Raw genomic sequence first — 20,706 nt, 5'->3', positions numbered from 1 at the left:
AATATATGTCAAAAAAATCTAAATTAACAGCTGCGCTGCTGATAACGGGTATTCCAGCAGCCGCGCTTGCTATTACATTACCATTTCTGCATTCAAAATCTGAGTTAAGCACAAAGGAAAAATTAGGTGTATTTAATAAACTTAAAGATTCAACTGATAAAGCTACTGATTTTTTAAATACACACTCAAATATTAAATCTGACAATAGACTAGAAATTGAAAATGCAATTAAGTATGCAAAACAAGTTGGTAGTATTAAATTAAATTCAAATTCGAGGGATGCTAAATCTGTTGTTGAAAGCATGTTGGATGCAAAACATAAACTAAATTTACTTTTAGCAACTGTTTTACTAAAAGAAACTAATGAACAAAATGAAGCACTATTCAATGATGCGATTGCTAAATCAAAAGAGAATATTTTTGCACACGATTTATTAGCTGATTTTAACAATAGCGTTCAAAATTTCAAAAACAAAACAATTGATAAAAACGCATTTGTTGCTAAAGTTGTTGAACTAAACAATAAACAAAGAGAAATTACAAATAATGTTGAGCGCGACATTAATATTTTTAGATTCACAATCTTAAACAAAATTGACGACTTGAATATTGTGGCAAAAGCAAGCGCTTTAAACAAAGTTGTTGACTTTATTGAAACTAGATTATCTCGTTATTCATCACGTGATGCAATAAATGAATATCAAATTTTCTTTGAAAAAGCTTCAAATGAGCTATACAACATCGAGTCACAAAACAACACAGCAGAAGTTAAAGAAATTTATGCACAAATTGACCAAGCAATCTTGAAAATTGGTGAATTACAAATTGAAAACCATGTTAGAGAACAACTTGTTGCTGAGTTAAGTGGATTAAAAAACTTTGTTCAAACAATTAAAGGCAATTTAAGTTTTAAAGTTATTAGTCCAAGTTCAGAAAGTGTTTCTGCTAAAAAAATCATCACAGATTACATATCAACATTCTTTGATAAAACAGCTCAGTATTTTAAAACTCAACAAGAAGTTAAACAAGATTTACAAAATCAAATTAGCGAAAAAGAAAAATCAATAAATTCTCTTGACCCTCAATTTAGAATTGAACTACAAAACATCATTAATTCAACAAAATCAGCAATTACATCAAGCAGTGAACCAACAAAAATTCATGAATTATATTCAAATTTCATTAGACAAACATCACTAATTAGTGTTGCCCAAACACTACTTAAAGAAAACGTTAAAAGAATTAACGAAACAACCTTAGATCAAGACACTAAGGTTCATTTTGCTACCGAATTAAACAAACAACCATACTCAAATGCACTAGTCTACTTTGAAAAGTCTAATGCGATAATGTCGGAAGCTGAATCACAAAACCTAATTAAACAATTCATTTTTGAAAGATTAGATAACCTTAAAACTCAATTTGAGTTTTCGCAAGCAAATGCCCAAAACACTTCTCTAACTCAAGAACAAATTCAAAAAATACAACAAAGTATCAAAAAAATCAATAATTTAAAACAAAACAATGTCCCACTAGAAGAATTTGTTTCCGAATTCGAAAGACTTATTAATGAAGAACGTTTAGTCAATAAATCAGAACTAAAACACATCACAAGTTCACTAGAAGAAGAATTCGCTAAAGAATCAATTAAACCTTCTGCTCAATTAATTAAAATTTGAGCTGACTTAAAACCAGTGTTAGTCGCTTACACTAGCGAATTTTCAACAGCAACTAGACAAGAACTTAATGCTCAAATTAAACCAAATAATAGTGATGTAACTAACGCAATTAAATTATTAGCTGATGCTAGATTGGCTAATATCGTTAATACAATTAATTCAAAAAATCAAGATTTAAACAAACTTATCAATGAAAAATTTACTGACAGTGAAATTTCTGCTGAAAAACAAGTTATTTTAGAAAAAGTAAAAGAGCTTGAGGCTGAATCTCAACTTATTTACAGTGATAAAAAACTTTCACACGAAGAAAAAATTCAAAAACTAAACAAAATCAAACAAACACAAGAACAACTTGAAAAAGATCTTGATATTTTAGTGCAATCTGCTAAAACCAAACACTCAGCAATTAAAATTCTTGATGGCTATAAAGACAATGATAATGCTAAAATTTACTTTGCAGATGACATTAAAAAGATTAATGAATACAAAGAATTAATTGAAAAAGCACTTAATAATCCAACCAATAACACTATTGATTTACACACATTACAAAAAAACTTAAAAGAAGCACTAGACCAACTAGTTGAAAATGTTGAATCAGTTGATGGAGCAAGTATTGCTAACAAAATTGAATCGCAAATTAAAGATACTTTTGCCGGACAACGTAAAGCAAACCAACAATTTACTCCAGTTGAAAGAACATTGCTTGTTGGCTTAAGTGAACTTAAAGACGAAGCAGATGCAAACAAAAAAATTACTAATGAAGTTGAAAAAGCAAATAAAAACAGAATTACTCAAAACAAAATGGATGTTTTACGTAGAGCAATTCCATCTTTAAGTGACTTTGAAACTGATTTAGATGCCGCTAAACAAGAATTTGAGCAAGCTAAAAAAGCTACTGCTGAGTTAAAAGAAGAAGTTCAAGGACTAAATGAAAAAAGTAAAACTGAGTTTACAAAAATTACCGATAAACTTGAACAAGAAAATGCAAAAATTACTCAAAAAATTCAAGAGTACGATAAATTACTTGAAGATTTATTCAAACCAGACAAACATAATAAATCACATATTGACAATATCAATAGCGAAATCGACTCATTAAGAAAACAAATGGCCACAAACGTTATTAAAGCTCAACTTGAAAAAGAAAGCTTAATAATGGGTCAAAGTGATCTTGATTCAAATGAATTCAAGGATGTTTTAACTAAACACCCTTATGATTTAGTTAAATCTGATTTTGAAGTTCTTCAAAAAGCAAAAACCGCTGCAATTAAAGAAGCAGAAACCCTTGAACAACAAGCTAAAGAACTAAAAAATAGAAAAGAAGAATTAGACAAAAAAATTCAAGAATTATGAAAACAAAGAATTAATATAACTGATAAATCTCAATTACCAAAAAATGAAGAAGAGATTCATGAACTTGAAAAACAAATTGCTGAGGTAAATAAAGATTTACAACACAAATTAAGTGAAGCTAAAACAAGAGTTGAAACTCAACTAACAAACTTTGATAAATTACAAGATTTAGCTAAAAAAGTTAATGAAGCTGCAAAAGCATTAAAAGGTATTGATGCACAGAAATACCCTGAATTAGCAAAAAACCTTCAAGAAATTATTGAAGCAAATAGATTAAATGCTGCTGATGACGCAGGTAGAGTTAATGAAAAACTAAGAAAATTAGATGAAGCAATTGCAAAAATTGAATCATCTAAGAGCGCTAAAGATAGCTTAAATGAACTTCAAAAAGTAAAAACCAATCAATATAAAGAAAACAATAACACTGCACCAAGAAAGATTTTTGAAGAAGTTGATAAACAAATTCAAGAAGTTATTGATTCTGAATCAAAAGTTATTTCTAATCCAAATTCTACATTAGCACAAATTAATACTGCAAAAGCTAAAATCGAAAGTGCTATTAGTAGATATAAACTTGCTAAAGATTTAATTAACAAAGAATTTGAAGCTGCTAAAAAAGATTTTGAAGACAAATCTAAGGAATTAATTGCTACTGAAAAAGATGGCAAATTTGTTGGATATAAAGATGGCAATGATGCGGAGGGTTCTGAAGTTCAAAAATTAAAAGCAGAATTTGACAGAATTATTAAACTTGATACTACAACGCCTACTCAAATTAAAGAGCTAAGAAACAAACTAGATTTAGCATTTAATAAAGATAAATTTGCTCACAAACAACAAGAAGTTCAAAAGAAAATTGAAGAACTTAAAGAAAAAGCAAAATCTGCAAATCTTGAAATCACAGGCGATGATGGAAAAACTCCATTTGACAAACTATCTGAATTATTAAATGTACTTAAAGCAGATGTTGATTCAAAAGATAACCCAACACAAACATCAGACATTATCAAACAATATGAAAAACTAGGTTCACTTGAAAATCTTCTTGAAAAACAAGAGAAAATAATGTCTAAAGCAGCTAAAGATGGTGTTAATCCTGAAGTTAAAAAAACATTAACTGATATATTAAAAAACTCTACACCTTTCACAGACAAACCCCACTCTGGTACTCCAACAAACCTTGATATTATTAACAAAACACACGATATAACTGAGAAATTTAATGATGCGCAACAATTTAATGAAATTTCGGAAAGCGCTAAGGAAAAAATTAATTCAGTTAAAAAATCTGTTGAAGACAGCTTAAATAGACCTGAAATCGATCCAAAAGCTAAAGATGAGATTGCAAAACTATTGGATTCATATAATAGTGAACTAGATGCTATAAAACCAGATATCAAGAATCCAAAACCAGCTAAAGATAAAGCAGCTAAATTGGAAGAGCAAGCAGATATTATTAAAGCCAATATCGAAAACATTACCGAGTTTGCAAAAGTCGTTAAAATAGCAGATGATTTAACAAAAAGCACTGAAGACGGTCCAATTAATGAAACTTTAAAATCATTAAAAGATGAATTAGCTAAAGAAATTCAAAATGCGCAAGAAAATTACAAAAACTTTGATAAATATGAAGAAATTAAAGAGAAAATTAAAGCTATAAGCGCTAGAATAAATGAAGCCAAAAAAGTAAATGATCAATTTAGTGATTTGGACAAAACTTTAGAAGCAATTCAATATAAACCTGGCTTAAATTCAACAGATGAATCGCAAACAAAACATAATCAATTTAAACAATTTATTGGTAAATTAAAAGATTTTGCAAATGATGATAGTGTTAAAAAAGATTTAAATAGAATTCAACTCCTAAGTAGTGTTATTGTAACCACAAAATCATTACTTGAGACACATAAACAAATTCTTGCAAAATATGAATTAGATAAATTCGAGTTCCAAAGTGTACAGTATGGCTATGAATGAGATAAGAAGAACTTTGGCGAGAGTGTTTTATCAACTGTTCCAGAAGTCCCTCAAAACTTTGAGCCAGTTAATTTAACATCAAATCTTAAAACTCTAAGAGATTCTGCCTTGGATAAAATTTCTAAAGCTGAAGTTCTTTATAATTCGCGTAAAAAAGTTTTTGAAAAAGCAAAAACTAATTTTGATGATGAAATAAAACGTATTAATGCTAAAAATAACACTGATACATTTACAGAACTTAAAAAAGATCAACTTGCATTTTACAAAGACATTCTTACTAAATTGCAAAATGTTAATGATTTTAACAAACTATCTGAAATTGATGAGCATGAAGCAAAAATTGATTTAGCACACTCATTAACTGACAAATTTATTACTTTAGCGGAAAACGTTAAATTATTAAAAGATAAAAAAACTGAAGCAAATGGTAAAAATCCAAAAACAACTGAACTAACAAATGCAATAAGCAAAACCGATGAAATAGTTTCAGCTATTGAACATGTAGCTGAAACAGAACTAAACAAAAATGTTTACTTTACTGACTTTAATGAATTTAAACTACAGGAGCAATTAGAAAAAGTTAAAGTTCATAAAGCTAAATTAGAATTATTAATTAAACATGCTGAAGCTGATAATAAACTAAAAACTTCTGGTTTAGAAGAAAATGCAAGAAAAATCCCAGCTGCTATACTGGCGCGTTTTGCTACTGCTATTAAACAATTAGATAGTTCTGCAGAGCAAAAAATTAAAGACATTGAGTCTCAATATTTAAATGGTGGTGTATTAGCATTCGAGCAAGTATTAGAATCATCTAAAACACTTCAAGAAACTATCAAAAAAGCAAAAGAATTTGATGCTAAATCAAGTCAAACAGATTACTACAATAAAGAATCAGCTTTAATGAAAAAACTTTATGATGAATTAGATGAAAAAATAAAAGAAGCAGAAAAATTATTAAATACTGAAAATCTATCAAGCGATGCGGATCTACGTTCAAAAAGATCTACTCTAATCGAGGGTATTGAAAATAATTCATATGGCGTAATCAGCAAACTTAAAGCCGAGAAAAAACGTGAAACCAATGCAATTATTAGAGAACTTAAAGATATAGATGAATATATTAAAACTAATTACAATACTAATAAACCAACAATTGATGGTTTTGATACTCTAGAAGTAAGAAAAAAAGATAATGAAGAATTTGCTGACTTGGCAACAATTAAATCAGTAACTGAGTTGATTAACACTGCTAAAGACAAAATTAAAGAGCAAAAACAAGCTATTTACAACTTTAATAAAAACCGTCTAACTGCTATGAATAGTTGATTTGATAAATATGTTAAATTACTTACAGCACAAGAATTTAGTGTTGATTCATTACAAAAAATCAACAAAAATGACAGTACAAGTTTATTAAGTTACATAGGTATTTCTTCAGAAATTAATGCTTATAAAGCAGAAATTGAAAAAGTTAATCAATATCTAAATTCAAGTTCATTTAAAGAAGGATCATATATTCAAGATGCAAGAAATATGAATCTTCACTTTAAAAATGTTGAAGCTAAATACAAAGAACTAAAAGAAAAATCTGCAACTGCATTTAAACTAATTAAAGATAGTATTACTAAATTTAATGAACAAGTTAAAAAAGATGGTAATGGTGATAGGTTATATAGCTTAATTGAAAAAATATACAAAATAAATAAGGGCGTTGATAACATTGAATCATCAACTCTACTAACTAGAATTAATGATGTAAACACAAAAACAACTGATTTATCTTCTGTTGCAAGTAGTAATAACTCTTCTTCATTTGACTTTAACAATCAAAATTACAAAGATAACGCAACAAGTGCTGATTCAAGTGCTAAAGCTGAATTCACTACATATCACTCAACTATTGATAAATTACTAAAAGGCTTACAAAGTATTAATACATTAATTAAAGGTGATAATAATTCTCAAGATGATGAAGATAGTCTAAAAGGTATTTATACTAGATTTATTCAAAATAGAACTATTACTAACTTCCTTAATATAGTTGCATCAGAAAACTTTAGATCTGATGATGCAAAACAAAATAAAGCTTTTGCTACTTTCATTAGTGCATATAAACCATTATATGATTCATTAAATCAATCAAGTAAAGTTGCTGCTGATAATGTTTTAAATAATGTTGCAAGTGATATTGATACAAAACTTGAAGTTCTAAATGGTGTATATAAACCTGCTGTGTCATTATTAGAATGATTTAATAAACAAGAAAATAAACAACTAGTATTTGATTATTTATACGCTGATGATAATAAAAATATGAAAGATATTGTGCCATTGCATAAAACTCTTTATGAAGATTTTGCTCAATTGGTGAATAATGATTCAAGCAGCAATGCTTTAGAACTTGATATAACAAACAAACCTGAAATAATGAATTTATTCAAGAGATTTACATTCTTGAAAAATACAAATATGCCATTTAATACATCAAATGTTAGCGTTTATTTAACTAGAAATTCTGCATCAGATAAATTTGCGCCTGAATTTGTGCAAGCTGATACTTCAATTAAGAAAACTAAATTGAATTTCAAAATTAAGTACAACAAAAAAGCAGATGATTCAAACTATAAAGATGTTGAATCATATGAATTGGAATTTAAAGACGTATGAGTAACATTTAATACGCAAACTACATTTATTGCTACTAAAGATCACGTTAATGTAAACTTAAAACAAGAAAAAGTTGGAAAAAATACTTTTAATATATTGGAAAGTACTGATGTATTCGATGCTTATAAAGCGGGTTGAAACAATAAAACATTTGCTTCTGGATTTTTAAGTACTTTTGCCGCCGCTGCAGATTATAAAAAAGAGAAAAAATTACAATTCTTTAGAGAAGACATTACTTTTAGCACTGATGATGAGTGAAACAATGCCTTAAATAGTAAAATTAAACAACCTGATGATTTATTTAGTTGAGACAATAAACAATTACTTCAACAAATAACAAATAACAATGATGAATTATCAAAAATGGACCTATCTACTAGTGCACCAATAATGAAATACAAATTTAAATTAAAAGACGGTGTATTAACTTTTGCCGGTAAAAAATACAAGGTGGCAAAATTTGGCGGAAAGCAATTTATGTACTGAGCTCAAGCAGACACGGACATGGTTGTTCAAGGAAATATTATTAAAATGTGAATTCCTTACTTTATTTATATTCCATTGGTTTCGGAAGACGAAAATCAATTTACTATTTTGCACTTAAATTATGAGGAAATACTAGATATTCCTTGAAATGATAGTTCATATAAATACAAAATTAAAATGAAAGACCCTGTTTGGTCACTTGTTAAAATAGGCAAAATAGTTGATAAAGTTAAAAAAGCAGCCGATGCTGAAGTTTCAAAAGTAACACAGCTAAATGGGGAACAATTAAACCATATAAAAGCTCATATATATGCTCAACAAATGGCTATTTATTATACTAATAAAGAATATTTGAATGAGAGAGATAAAGAAAAAGAATGAAAAGTTAGACGTAGTGAAAATAGCGATGGCAAAGGACGTCCAGACACTAATTTCTGAAATCAAGTTGATAAGTTTGGGATGTTTATTAGAATAAGAGAAGACAATAAGGAGGTAGAATAATGACTAAAACCGCAGGTACAATAGCTGGATTTTTAGCACTAGCAAGCATTGCAAGTACTGCTGCTACATTAGCAGTTGTTTCGTCATTCCAAAAAAGAAGCAAAAATCAAGTTATTAATAGATATCAAGATTTTAATGATTCATTTAAAAAATACTCTAACTCATTATTGCCAGATTCACCTGAAAATAATGTTATAAAAAAACAACTGCAAAGTTTAGAGCATATTTTGTTTGCTCCTTCTACTTCTTATTTAGAAAAATGAAAAACACTTAATCAAATTGGTAACATACAAAAAGACGTTATCTTTAATTGAGTTAATGCTTTAATTGCTAACGATGGGTTAAGTGTAAGCGAAGTTAAGAAATTAAAAGAACTATTAGAACCTCAAGCAAAACGTCTACAAGAAAAAGACCTTGCTTCTCAATTTAGTCATAATAAAATTTCTGACCTTAAATTAGCACTTGGTAACTTCTTAGATATTCCAAAACAAAAACAACAAGAATTTATTAAGTCATATAAAGAATTTTTTGAACAAAAAATCAATGCTCAATATAAACTTGTTGAAAAATACTTAATGCAAGTTAATAATTCTCTAGATGATAATATTGAACAAGCAAGAGAATTAATGCCAACCAAAGCATTAAGAAATAGTTTTGATTCGAATGCTCATCAAATTGAATTAATGCTTTTTGAGCCTTCATTTAGAATTAATGATATTGCAAGAACAAAAGAATTCATTGAAGGAGTTATTGCAGGTGCTAAATCAACAGATAACTCACAAATTCTTGCTAAATTTAAAGCAGTTTCGCATGAAATGAATGAAATTGTTAATGCTGATGTTCAAAACGTTGTTAACAAAATTGTGAATGAATTATTAAATAATATTGGTGCAAATTCAATTTATGTTAATGATTTAAAAGAATTTAAAAAATCAATTGACTTAGAACAATCAGTTAGCTACAATCGAAATGTATTTGACAATCTAATTAAATTTACATTGGATAACCAAATTGTTGCTAACAAAGAATTTGATAGAATCCTTGCAAAACATGAAATTCAAGTTTACAATAAATTATCTGAATACTATTTAACAATTATTGCTTATAAATTAGATGTTTCACAAACCCTTGAAGATTTTGATAATGTTTTAGCTAACCTTAAAACATTTAAGAAAATGTTGCAAGATAGAACTAAAACCAATGCCGACATTATTAATGAATTTAAATCATTTGTTGATTCACAAAAAGAACTTAATTTTGCGCAAAATATATTTGACAAAATTAAAAATAACAAAGACTTCAATGCAATAGTTAATGCCAATGAACCTGATAAATTAAATAAATCAACACTAATTGCTAACATAATTAAATTTAGAAATGAGATTAATACACTTAAAACAGCGGATAAAAACGCACAAAACTTAATAAATGAAGCACAAAAAGCTCACAAAGTTACAAAATTAATTTCATTACCTGAAGAAAAACAATTCGAAGACCAAATTCACGAAATATTTAATGATTCAAAAGACGTAAGTCAACTTGTTGAAATATTAAAAGGTAAACAAAACGCTCTTGAATCAATTATTGGTGCAAGAATTGAACTTAAAGATACAATTAATGAACTAGAACACGAAATTCTTGAATTAAATGATTACAATAAACCAATTTTAGAGCGTTATTTAAGCAAAAATGCTCAACAGCTTGCGACTGATTTATTAAACGAAGTTTCAATATTTAGCAGCAAAGATAAATTCGAAATCAAAAACATTGTTGAAAACAAACATTTATTCAATGAAAAACTACGTGTAATTGAAAAACAAGTTCTAGAACACTTAGAAAAAACATCAAATTCAGAATTAGAAAAATTAAATATTGCCCACAATATTGAGTTTTTATCATTGCCAGAAAATGTTCGCAATGAACTACAAAATAAATACATAAATATTGAAGCTCTAAGCAAAATTGTTAATGATTTAAACAAAGAAACTAACTCAATAACTTCAATAAAATTCAACCCAATTACTTCAAAAGAATTAATTGAACAAATTAAGAAATATAAATTTGTAGTTAATGTATTAAGCGCTGCTCAAAAACACAATGAATCAATTTTAGCTCTTGCTAAATCAAAACAATATGCAGAAACTGCATTTAATCCAACTAATGAGCAACCACCGAAATACAGTGAAAATGCACTTGCACATTTAAATAAAATTACTCAAAGTCAAAATGAATTGACGAATAATGCTCAAAATATTAATAATTTATTGAATTTAGCACTAAATCCAAGCTCTATTTCTGATGCTGATAAAGAAAAAATAGCTAACTCACAATCATTAAATAGTGATCAAAGTTTAAATATTTTCAACAAAGCAAATGAACTTGTTAAAAGCAACCAAAAAATCACTCAAGCTATTGCTAGTGCCGATTCTTCAATTAATAATTTAGATAAACTATTTAATGATGTTAAAAACGAATACGGCGATTTAAAAAACTTTGAGCTAGAAACTGCAGAATTTGAAAAAATCAAACAAGCAATTAAAGACGAATTAGCTGACAATGCTGACCCTGAAAAAATAGCTCAACTTACTCAAAAAGCAAATGACATTTTAAAAACAGTTGCTGAGAAAAGAAAAGAGGGTTCACTAAACCTTAAAATTAAAAATATTGAGCAAAAACTTGATGAATTATTCAAAAATTCTGGTGAAAATAAAACAAACGGTGAAACTCAATTACGTAGTCGTTTAGATAAACTTAAAAAAGAAGCTCAAAATCCTAAATTAACTAAAGATAGAAAGTTAATTTTAACTGACCAAGCTGCGGGGTTTGACTCATTGATTGAAAAAGTTATTGAAGTTGACCAAAAAATTGCAAGCTTTAAAGATAAATCTGCTGAGTTATCAAAAGACCCCGATATTAGAAAAAGAGTTCCTGATTCAATTAGTGAAACAAACAAAACTATTGATTCATTGACTGCTCTTGTTAATGATATTGCAATTTCGGAAGAACTACCAACTGCTGCCGACTTACATAACAAATTAAAAGAATTAGAACAAAGAGAGCAACATCTTGATATTTCATTCAATAAAGATAAACTTGAAGCAATTTCAGATAGATTGACTCCGAAAAAATTCCCTATTGATGCTGACGCAGCTGATGGAACAAAAGCTAAATTCAACAGTGCAATTGATAAAATTCAAGAATTTGTTAATAAAAAACTTGATTCAGATTCCTTAAATGATTTATTAGAAGCAAAAAACTTAGCTCTAAAAGAAAATGAATTAATTGATGCTCTTAGAAAAGCAATCAATGAAAAAGAACAAATCGAAAAAGATTCTTCATTAGACAAAAAAGTAAGCGGTGAAAATGTCGCAGCACTTGATAAAGTTATTGCCGACAATATGCCAAACTTAACTAGCGAACCAATTGATACAACGGAGTTAATTGCAAGTAAAATTGCTAAAGTCAACAAGGCTGTTGCTGAGGCAAAAGAAAAACATGAATTGTCGAAAATCATTGAAAATGAATTGAAAAAGGTTCTTTCTGATGAAGAAAAAACAAACAAAGCTCTTGAATCAGTTAAAAATGAACTTGATGCCGCAATTCAGAAAAATGAAGCAATAGTTAAAGCCGCTCCTAGTACTTATTCTGCTGAACAAATTAAAGCAGCGCAAGAAGAACTTAAACAAGCCATTGAAAAATTAAAAGAGAAAAAACAAAAATTAATCAATGAATATAACGAAGTTAAAAATCAAACCGATGAGATTCTTGCTGACTTAGAAACTAAAGTGGCAACCGCTAAACAACAAAACGCAGAAGACAAGTTTGAAAACTTTGAAAAAGCTAAAAAAGAATATGAAAATTAACTTAAGGATTCAGCAAACTCAACTATTGAAACTCTTAGAGCAAAACAACAAGCTTTAAAAGATGCATACCATAAGGATTTAGCTTCAAATGCTGCCGCTAAATATAATAAATATGTTGAGAGCGAAATTACATCTCAAGAATCAACAAATTCTGACTATAAAGCAATTAAAGATTTAGCTAATGATTTTAAAGCACAAATTGAAGAGCGCTTAAAAACTCCTTTTAATTCAAAACAAACAAGTGAATTCATTGAACTTACTCAATCAATGAAAAATTACAATGATCTTCAAAAAGACATTGCAGATTTCATTAAAAAGCTTAAAGATGCACATAAATCTACTCCTGATAGTGTAGAAGCCCAAAGAGCTGTAAAAGAAGCTGAAAAATTATTTGAACAACAATTTATGCCAATTAAACCATTTAATAAGGCTGATATTGATAATAAGAGAAAAACTTTACTTGAAGAATTTAGCAAAGTTGAAGCTAAAGAAGCCAAAAGAACTGAAAATAAAATTTTAGCAAACGAACTTTTTGATGGTTTTGACAACTTTAGAGCTCAACCTGAATTAATGGATGGTCAAAACCAAGCTCGTGTTGAGGCTGATAAAGCACTTGAAGAAGTACTAGGCAAAAAAGTTGCTCTTGGTGACTCAATTGACCCTCAATTAACAAAAGTAATTCAAGATAATCTTGATGCTGTTAAAGAGAAAAACAAAGTAGCGGCTACACTTGAAGAAGCTACTAAAATTGGTGAAAAACTTGAGGCAATTAACCAAATTAAGCCATATATCAATGCTTTAGCTCTTGAAGTTGGTTCTGCACTAAAAATTATTAATAACAATAAATCTGACCAAGACCCACTAATTCGCTCATTTATTGATAAAGAATTAGAAGGTTTAGTTGTTAAAGCCCGCGAACTTTACATCAAAGCCGAAGATGGGCAAAACACTGAACAAATCGCTTCAAAAACAAAAGAAGAAATTAAACAACAAATTGTTCGCATTGAAAAAGCAAAACAAAATGTTCAAAAAGCTAAAGATATTAAACAAACTTTAGTCGAAACAAAACAAATTAATGCTGACATTAATTATCACTCTGTAAGTGGCGTTTCTGGTGAAGCGAACAAAGATAAAGTTGACAAATGACTAGATTCAATAGCTTCGTCAGCCATTTTTGGTGTTGATAATGCTACAAATACTGAACAATCACTTGATAATGCCAAAAAACGTATTGATGTTGCTAAACAATTAGTTGAAAAATTAAAAGAAGTATCTAATGAAGTTACTAAATGAAAATCTGAGCGTAATCTAAATTCAACATTATTAGCGTTAACAGAAAAAGACGAAGAACTATTAACAAATGCGATGTGGTCATTTGTTCCTACAACAAATGATGCCTCAGATGCTCAAGCAATATTGAAAAAAGTTTCGGATTTAGATGCCAAATTTAAAGATATTGCGCAAATCAGAAACAAAAGAGTTGAAACTCTAAACAAAATTGATGGAATCAATAAAACCGCTGAATATAAATCACTTGAACAAAACCCTACTTTATTAAATATAGTAAATAGTAGAATTAGAAATCTACAAAGAAACGTTGAACAAGCTACCGAGATTGCTAAAATCAATGAAGTGGGCTCAGAAGTAGATTCATTAATTGCTCTTTTACCAAAAGAAATTGAATTAGCAGAAAAAATCAAACAAGCAAAAGAATATGCTAACCAACTTACACCGCTTAACGAAAACATTACAGCTAAGAAAAATGAGTTTATTGCTGAAATTGAACAAGCTAATAGTCAATTAAGTAAACCTACTCCAAAATCTAATGAATTAGACGCTAGAAAATCAGAGATTGACAAAGAAATTACTAAATTAGACCTACATAAAGCTCGTTTAGATGTTTTAAAACAATGAACTGAATTAAAACAAAATATTGATAATGATGCTACTATTCAGTTAAAAGAAAAAGAAGCATTAAATGCCAAAATGGATACATTTGCTAATGAGCTTAATGGTGTTGCAATCAATGACCAAACAACTGCTCAGCAATTCAACACAATTGCCGATAAATGATTAAAAGGCGAAAGTGAAAATTCAATTCCTTACTTATTAAAATTGGCACAAACATTCCAAAATGAATTGAATAAGGCAAAAACTGTAAGACTAACTTCTTCGCCAGCAGATGGTAAAATTGTTACTTCTGATGAGATTGCTAATGCATATAACTTACTTGCAAAAGATATTTCTGATGCTGAATCATTAATTCAAAATGCAGCAAATGCAACAATTCAAAAACGTCAAGAATTAATTCAAAACTTTGAAACTCATGGCGCTCAAATCATTACTGCTAAAAAACAAGCAATGAATGACTTGAAAATCAAAGCAAACGAACTTTACGGATTGATTCCTGCTGAAAGACAAACTGATTATGCAGACTTTAAAAAGACAGCAATTACAGATTTAAATGAACACGTTTTACCTATTTTAGAACACAAAACAGAGATTATTGAAAACATTGATAAATTAATAGTTGCTGCAAGAGATAAACACCTTGAAACTATTAAAAAAGTTCATGAAAAACAATCTGAAAATTTAGACAAAATACTAAATGAATTAAATGATTTTGCTTTAAATATTGTTAAAGCTAATATTTGAACAACAAAATCAATCCAAGATTTTGAAGCTATAAATTCAGTAATTAAAGAAATTGAAGAATTCAAAAAATCTCACACTTACTTTGAAGATGATTTTTCAAAATTCGCAGATGTTTCTCGCGATAAAAATTATTCAACTGAATACTTAAAACCTGCTCAAGCACTTGAATCAAAAGCAACAAATGCAAGAGATACGTTTATTGCTTCGATTTCAAGTGATATTAAAGCAGTGTTAGACACAAACAGCGGAACAGTTACAGCAACTCTAAAAGCAATTAAAAATGTTGTCGAAAAACAAGCAAGTGGCGCTTCAGACCCAAATAACCTATTTGAAAAACTACAGTTCTCTGAACTTAAAGGTATTTTTGAAGCACTTCAAAATTCAAATACTGAAGCCAACAAAATATTAGAGTCACTAGATAAAGATGAAAGTAAAAAGTCAGTAAAAGTTTCTGAAAATATCAATAAAGTTTACAAACACATTGTTGATTTTGACAACTTTATTATTAAATTAAAAGACAATATCAAAACATTACTTGAAGAACGTAAAGACATTAGCGAAATACTAAATATTGTTTTAGCAAATCCTAATGGTGACGATAAAAATGTTATTGTCGCTAAATATCAAGAGAAATATAATTAAGCAAAAAATCTATATGATAGATTGCAAAAATCTAAACCAAATGGATTTTTAGCCGAGCGCTTTATGAATAGTGATAAAGCACACACCACAGAATTATTAACTAATATTGATACATTCTTTGATTATATAAATCAAGATGAATTTAATAAATTCTTTAAAGACTTTGCGGGAACAGTTCCACCAAAACCACATGATAAATACACACTAGAAGACTTCAAAAAAGAAATTGAGGAAATTGCTAAAACAGCAAATGGTGAAGACAAAATTGATGTTACAAATAATGTTAAGTTACTACCATTATTTGAACAATTTGGCAATACGCAAATCGATTTAGCAAATAAATTTAACCCTGTTTATGTACGTGTTTATATTGTAAAAGACACACACACAAATAATTTTTACTCTGATGTCAGCTCTAACGAAACACAAAAAACAATTAAACTTAAATTACGTTATGAATATAAACCTAACAGCTTATTAAAATTCACTAACTACAAAGGATTTACTAAAGAAATTGATGCAAATGTAGTATTTTCTACCGATAAAATGATAGGTTTACCAAAAAAATCAAGAGATATTTTCTATAAAAATTATGAAGCAAATCAATTTGGTATAAATTCTAAACAAGTTATTGCTAATACTGATAGATTAGGTTGAAGTGTAAACTCTAAAGATGAAGCAATCAAGAAATTGTTTGAGAAAATTAAAAAAGCAGCTGGTTTTGAAAATGCTCAAGAAGTTATTTTAGATACAGTAAATAATAAATTGTATAGAGTGAATGGTAATAACATCACTGAGCATGAGTTGACCAAGAAATTTAATTTGAAATTCATTCTTCCTGAATCATTCATTTATCAACAATCAACTCAAGTTAAAGGTGATACAAGTAAACAATTTATTAGATTAAGATTTGAAAATAATGAACGATTAGTTGTAGAGGTTGCATCACCTGCTCAACTTGTTGTCGGTGCGCTAAACTATGATACTAATGGCGATACCATTGAATTAGTTAATGGCGCTCCTAAACCTGAATACACAATGCCTTCTGCGTTATTAACCACATTAAAATTTGAATTTGATTGAGATAATAGTAAAAAAGATATTGAAATGCATATTGCAAAATATGAAACATATCATGTAACAAAACACAAAAAATTAACCGATAATAGTATTACTCCAGTTACTACATATCAATCTCCACAAGGAAATGGAGGCAATAAATTCACTGCCACCGTATGAACAGCAGATGATTTTGCAAAATGATTAATCAAGAATAATTCGGACTGAAAATCACCTGATGGTAACCAAGATAATTCTCCTTTAAAACACAGTGTTATAACAAATTCAGCCCAAAGTAACACACATAAAGGGAAAGAAGTTAACGATAAATTCATAATCAAAAATGCTCGTTATATGGAAGCATATATTTGACAAGGCAATAGTAATAATAGTCAAATGTCAAAAAATGGTGCAGAATTAATGTATCTTTACACCTCGGGTATTGAAGAATTTGAATTTGAAGATATCAAAGAATAATTAATAGTAAAAAAATCTCAAGGCAGCTTGAGATTTTTTATTCGCGAAAAACCCTATAGGCAACCAATTGTATGTATAGCTCAGAATACTATGTTTAAGTAAGATTTCTAACTAATTATTCAATGATTTAATATTTTTATAACTTAATCTATGTTCAGGACAAGTCCCATATTTGACAATTGCATTTTGATGCAATTTAGTGCAATATCCCTTATGTTTTGCAAATTGATATTGCGGATATAGTTTATCAATTGCAAGCATATATTCATCTCTTGCTACTTTAGCTAATATTGAGGCAGCGGCAACATTTAATGATTGAGAATCGCCTTTGATTAAATTTAATTGTTTGATACTCGTATCAGTAACTGGTTCAAAGTCAGTAATTATCAAATCAATATTGTTTAAACTTTCAACAATTTTATTCATTAAATTGCGTGTGGCTTGTTTTGGGTTAAATTTATCAACATATTTTGCATTAGCAAATTCAATTTTGTATTCAATAGCATTATCAATTATTATTTGATAAGTTATTTTTCTTTTTGCTTCTGTAAGTTTTTTAGAATCATTTATTAAATCACTTTTAAAGTTTTTCGGCAAAACTACGCCAGCAACAACAAGTGGTCCAGCGCAGCAGCCTCGACCTGCTTCATCGATGCCTAAAATCTTGTTATATTGTGTAAGTGTATTTTCAATATTTAATTTGAACATATTTTCCTTATAAAAAATTGTGGAGGACCACAATTATTTTGATTTTTCAGTTATATCAACAATTAAGTTTGCTAATTCTTCTTTTGACATTTTGTCATAACCACTAATTGAAAGATGTTGTGCGATTTTAAATAATTGGTTGTTTGGTAAATTTAATAATTTATCAACATTAGCTTTGCGAGCTTCATTTTTTGTGTCAATTATCTGGGCTTTTTCTTCGTTTGTATTTGTTGAGTTTTCTTCTTTAGGCTGAATATTCATCCCCATCATATTGAACATATTTGACATTTCTGTGTTGTTAGTTAATAGTTGGTTTAGTTCGGTCATTTTTTTAGCATTCACAAAAATTGAATATATTGTACGAGTTGGTCTAATTACAGCTCAATATGAAACAAAAAATGAAAGATTTATAACAATATTTAATACTAAGGTTGTAATATCCATTGCTGAAAGTTCTGTGTTTGATTTATTTAATCTAGATGATAAGGTAAAAATTAATTCAATAGCACAAATAAATGCCATAAATCCATAAAACAGCATTGAGCCGCCACTAAGATTTGCAAATGATTTATGCTTATAACTTTTTGCAACACCTAAATAAAATGTTACTGATACATAAGTATGAAGACCAATTATTAAAAGAGAAAACGGAATTCAACTAATAAGAGCTCTACTATCAGGTTTTTTAAGATATGAATATAATTCAATACCTTTTTGAACCAATATTAAGCAAAGTAATAGAGCTATAACTGAACATGAACCAATGATAAAGTTTCTAAACTTCGATTTTTCATAACCTCAAAGTTTACTTTCGTCATGTATTTTAAAAAAATCATTTAATTTCATTAATTCTCCTAATCCTTAATAAGTTCAAAATCAAAGTCTGCTACATTAAATTCGCTTGGTATAGCCGCAAAAACTTTAATGTTTTGTTGTGTGTTTGGGTGAATAAATTCTAGTTTATAAGCATGCAAACGTTGATTAAATTCATCAACTTTTTTGTTATAAACACTATCTCCATAAACGGGGTGTCCAATGTATTTTAAGTGTACTCTTATTTGGTGAGTTCTACCTGTTTGCAACTCACATTTAACAAGTGATTTTGGTTGTTTATCAATATAAAAATGTTTCAATAGGTAAACCGTTGTTATTGATTCCTTGCCGTCTTTGTTAACTGTCATTTTTTTGCGGTCATTGACGTGTCGATTAATTGGTAAATTGATTTTTGTTATTTTATTTTCAACTAATCCATCACAAATGGCAATATAACTGCGCTTAATTTCATGTTTTTTAAGCATTTCAGCTAGTTTTATATGAGTTTCATTATTTTTAGCAATTATTAAAAGCCCGCTTGTGTCCTTATCAATTCGATGAACAATACCTGGTCTTAATAAACCATTTTCGTTAGAAAGCGCTTTAAAATGATGCAACAAACCATTGACTAATGTATCTTCATAGTGGCCGGGCGCAGGGTGAACCACTAGATTTGTTGGTTTATCTAAAATTACAATATCTTCATCTTCATAAATAATGTTTAAATCCATTTTGGTTGGAACAATATTTGTTTCTTTTTCAATCAACTTTGTAATTGTAATATTTCAACCCTCTTGGACAATATAATTAGGTTTATTAACTGGGATTGAATTGTTGTTTAAAAACACAGCACCTTGTAAAATAAGTTGCTTAGCATCATTACGAGATATTTCAGAATTATCAGAAATATATTTATCAATTCTTTCCTTATAATTTACATCTAATTTAAGCATATTTAAAATTATATATTAAATCTTAATATCAAAAATTGATATTTATTCTAGAATAGTTGAAATTTTGAGTAAATTTTTCAATAAAAAATGCAGTTTTACTGCATTAGTTAGATAGTTCTAATTCTCAAATTTCTTCAATTAATTTTGTATCCATTCTGTAACTTGAAGCTGATTTAATTGTTGCTTCTTTATAACTTCAAGCCTTTTTATCAGGGTTTATTTTTTGGAAATGAGCAATTAGAGATTTGTCATATTCATTGATATCTGAATTCAATCGGTCAAAATCATATTTATTTTCAAAAACACGATTCATTTTTGGTTTAACTAGACCATTGTTTTTAATATTACCTATTGTCAATCCAATAATAGGAACAGCTTGACCTTTTATATTCAGGATTTCGTTTAAATCTTTGACCATCGTTCTTGTTAGTCCTAAAAAACATGTTCCCAATCCTAAAGAAATAGCTGCATCTTGAGCGGTTGTTGCTTGAATAAATGCATCACCAACTGCAACAGTATATGTTTCTGAAGAATGGTTATTGTATTGATATTCAGTATATGTGTTTTTTGCTATATTTACGCGGTTATAATCAGCTAAAAATACCAAGAATATATCGCAACTTTTAATTGCTCCTGTGTATTTGTTTACTTCGCCAAGTTGAGCTAATATTTTTTTGTCTCTCACTACAATAACACTTGATGCATGTCAATTTGATGAAGTTGGTGCTGAGTTAATTGCTTCAATTATTTGTTTATATTGTTCGTCGGTTATACTGTTTTCAGTGTCATATTCTCTAACAGAATATCTTTGTTTTAATTTATTTATAAAATCCATTTGCAACTCCTTATAAGAAAATTATATTTTATTTA

General features: G+C 28.5%; 8 protein-coding genes. 4 read left to right on the top strand and 4 right to left on the bottom strand.

What is annotated here, in order from left to right; translation table 4 throughout:
- The first annotated feature begins 5 nt into the window (after positions 1–5).
- From EXC34_RS03525 to EXC34_RS03510, 4 genes are all read left to right on the top strand, one after another.
- Positions 6–8,666, top strand: a complete 8,661-nt coding sequence (locus EXC34_RS03525) for a hypothetical protein (protein WP_129687923.1) — start codon at positions 6–8, stop codon at positions 8,664–8,666.
- On the top strand, positions 8,666–12,529 hold the full coding sequence (locus EXC34_RS03520) for a hypothetical protein (RefSeq protein ID WP_129687922.1): 3,864 nt from the start codon (positions 8,666–8,668) through the stop codon (positions 12,527–12,529). Before EXC34_RS03525 ends, EXC34_RS03520 begins: the two co-directional genes overlap by 1 nt.
- Positions 12,530–12,796: 267 nt before the next feature.
- Positions 12,797–15,826, top strand: coding sequence for a hypothetical protein (locus tag EXC34_RS03515; RefSeq protein ID WP_129687921.1), 3,030 nt, complete (start codon positions 12,797–12,799; stop codon positions 15,824–15,826).
- Positions 15,827–15,847: 21 nt separating this feature from the next.
- Positions 15,848–17,362 carry a hypothetical protein gene (locus EXC34_RS03510; RefSeq protein WP_129687920.1) on the top strand — a complete coding sequence of 505 codons (1,515 nt, stop codon included), beginning with the start codon at positions 15,848–15,850 and terminating at the stop codon, positions 17,360–17,362.
- Positions 17,363–17,473: 111 nt separating this feature from the next.
- Here the strand turns inward: EXC34_RS03510 and EXC34_RS03505 are convergent, their stop codons facing one another.
- The 4 genes from EXC34_RS03505 to EXC34_RS03490 form a co-directional block, all read right to left on the bottom strand.
- Positions 17,474–18,070, bottom strand: coding sequence for a ribonuclease HII (locus tag EXC34_RS03505; protein WP_129687919.1), 597 nt, complete (start codon positions 18,068–18,070; stop codon positions 17,474–17,476).
- 33 nt (positions 18,071–18,103) lie between these two features.
- Complete coding sequence (locus EXC34_RS03500) at positions 18,104–18,916, bottom strand: hypothetical protein (RefSeq protein WP_129687918.1); 813 nt, start codon at positions 18,914–18,916, stop codon at positions 18,104–18,106.
- 8 nt (positions 18,917–18,924) lie between these two features.
- Positions 18,925–19,836, bottom strand: a complete 912-nt coding sequence (locus EXC34_RS03495; protein WP_129687917.1) for an RluA family pseudouridine synthase — start codon at positions 19,834–19,836, stop codon at positions 18,925–18,927.
- A gap of 103 nt (positions 19,837–19,939) precedes the next feature.
- A complete protein-coding gene (locus EXC34_RS03490; RefSeq protein WP_129687916.1) occupies positions 19,940–20,671 on the bottom strand; it encodes a nitroreductase family protein in 732 nt (243 codons plus the stop codon).
- Positions 20,672–20,706: the final 35 nt, after the last annotated feature.

Origin of the sequence: Mycoplasmopsis bovigenitalium (assembly GCF_900660525.1) — a bacterium.
GTDB classification, from domain to species: Bacteria; Bacillota_I; Bacilli_A; order Mycoplasmatales; family Metamycoplasmataceae; genus Mycoplasmopsis; species Mycoplasmopsis bovigenitalium.
Note: the sequence above shows the minus strand (reverse complement) of the source record. Positions and strands in the feature narration are given on the sequence as shown.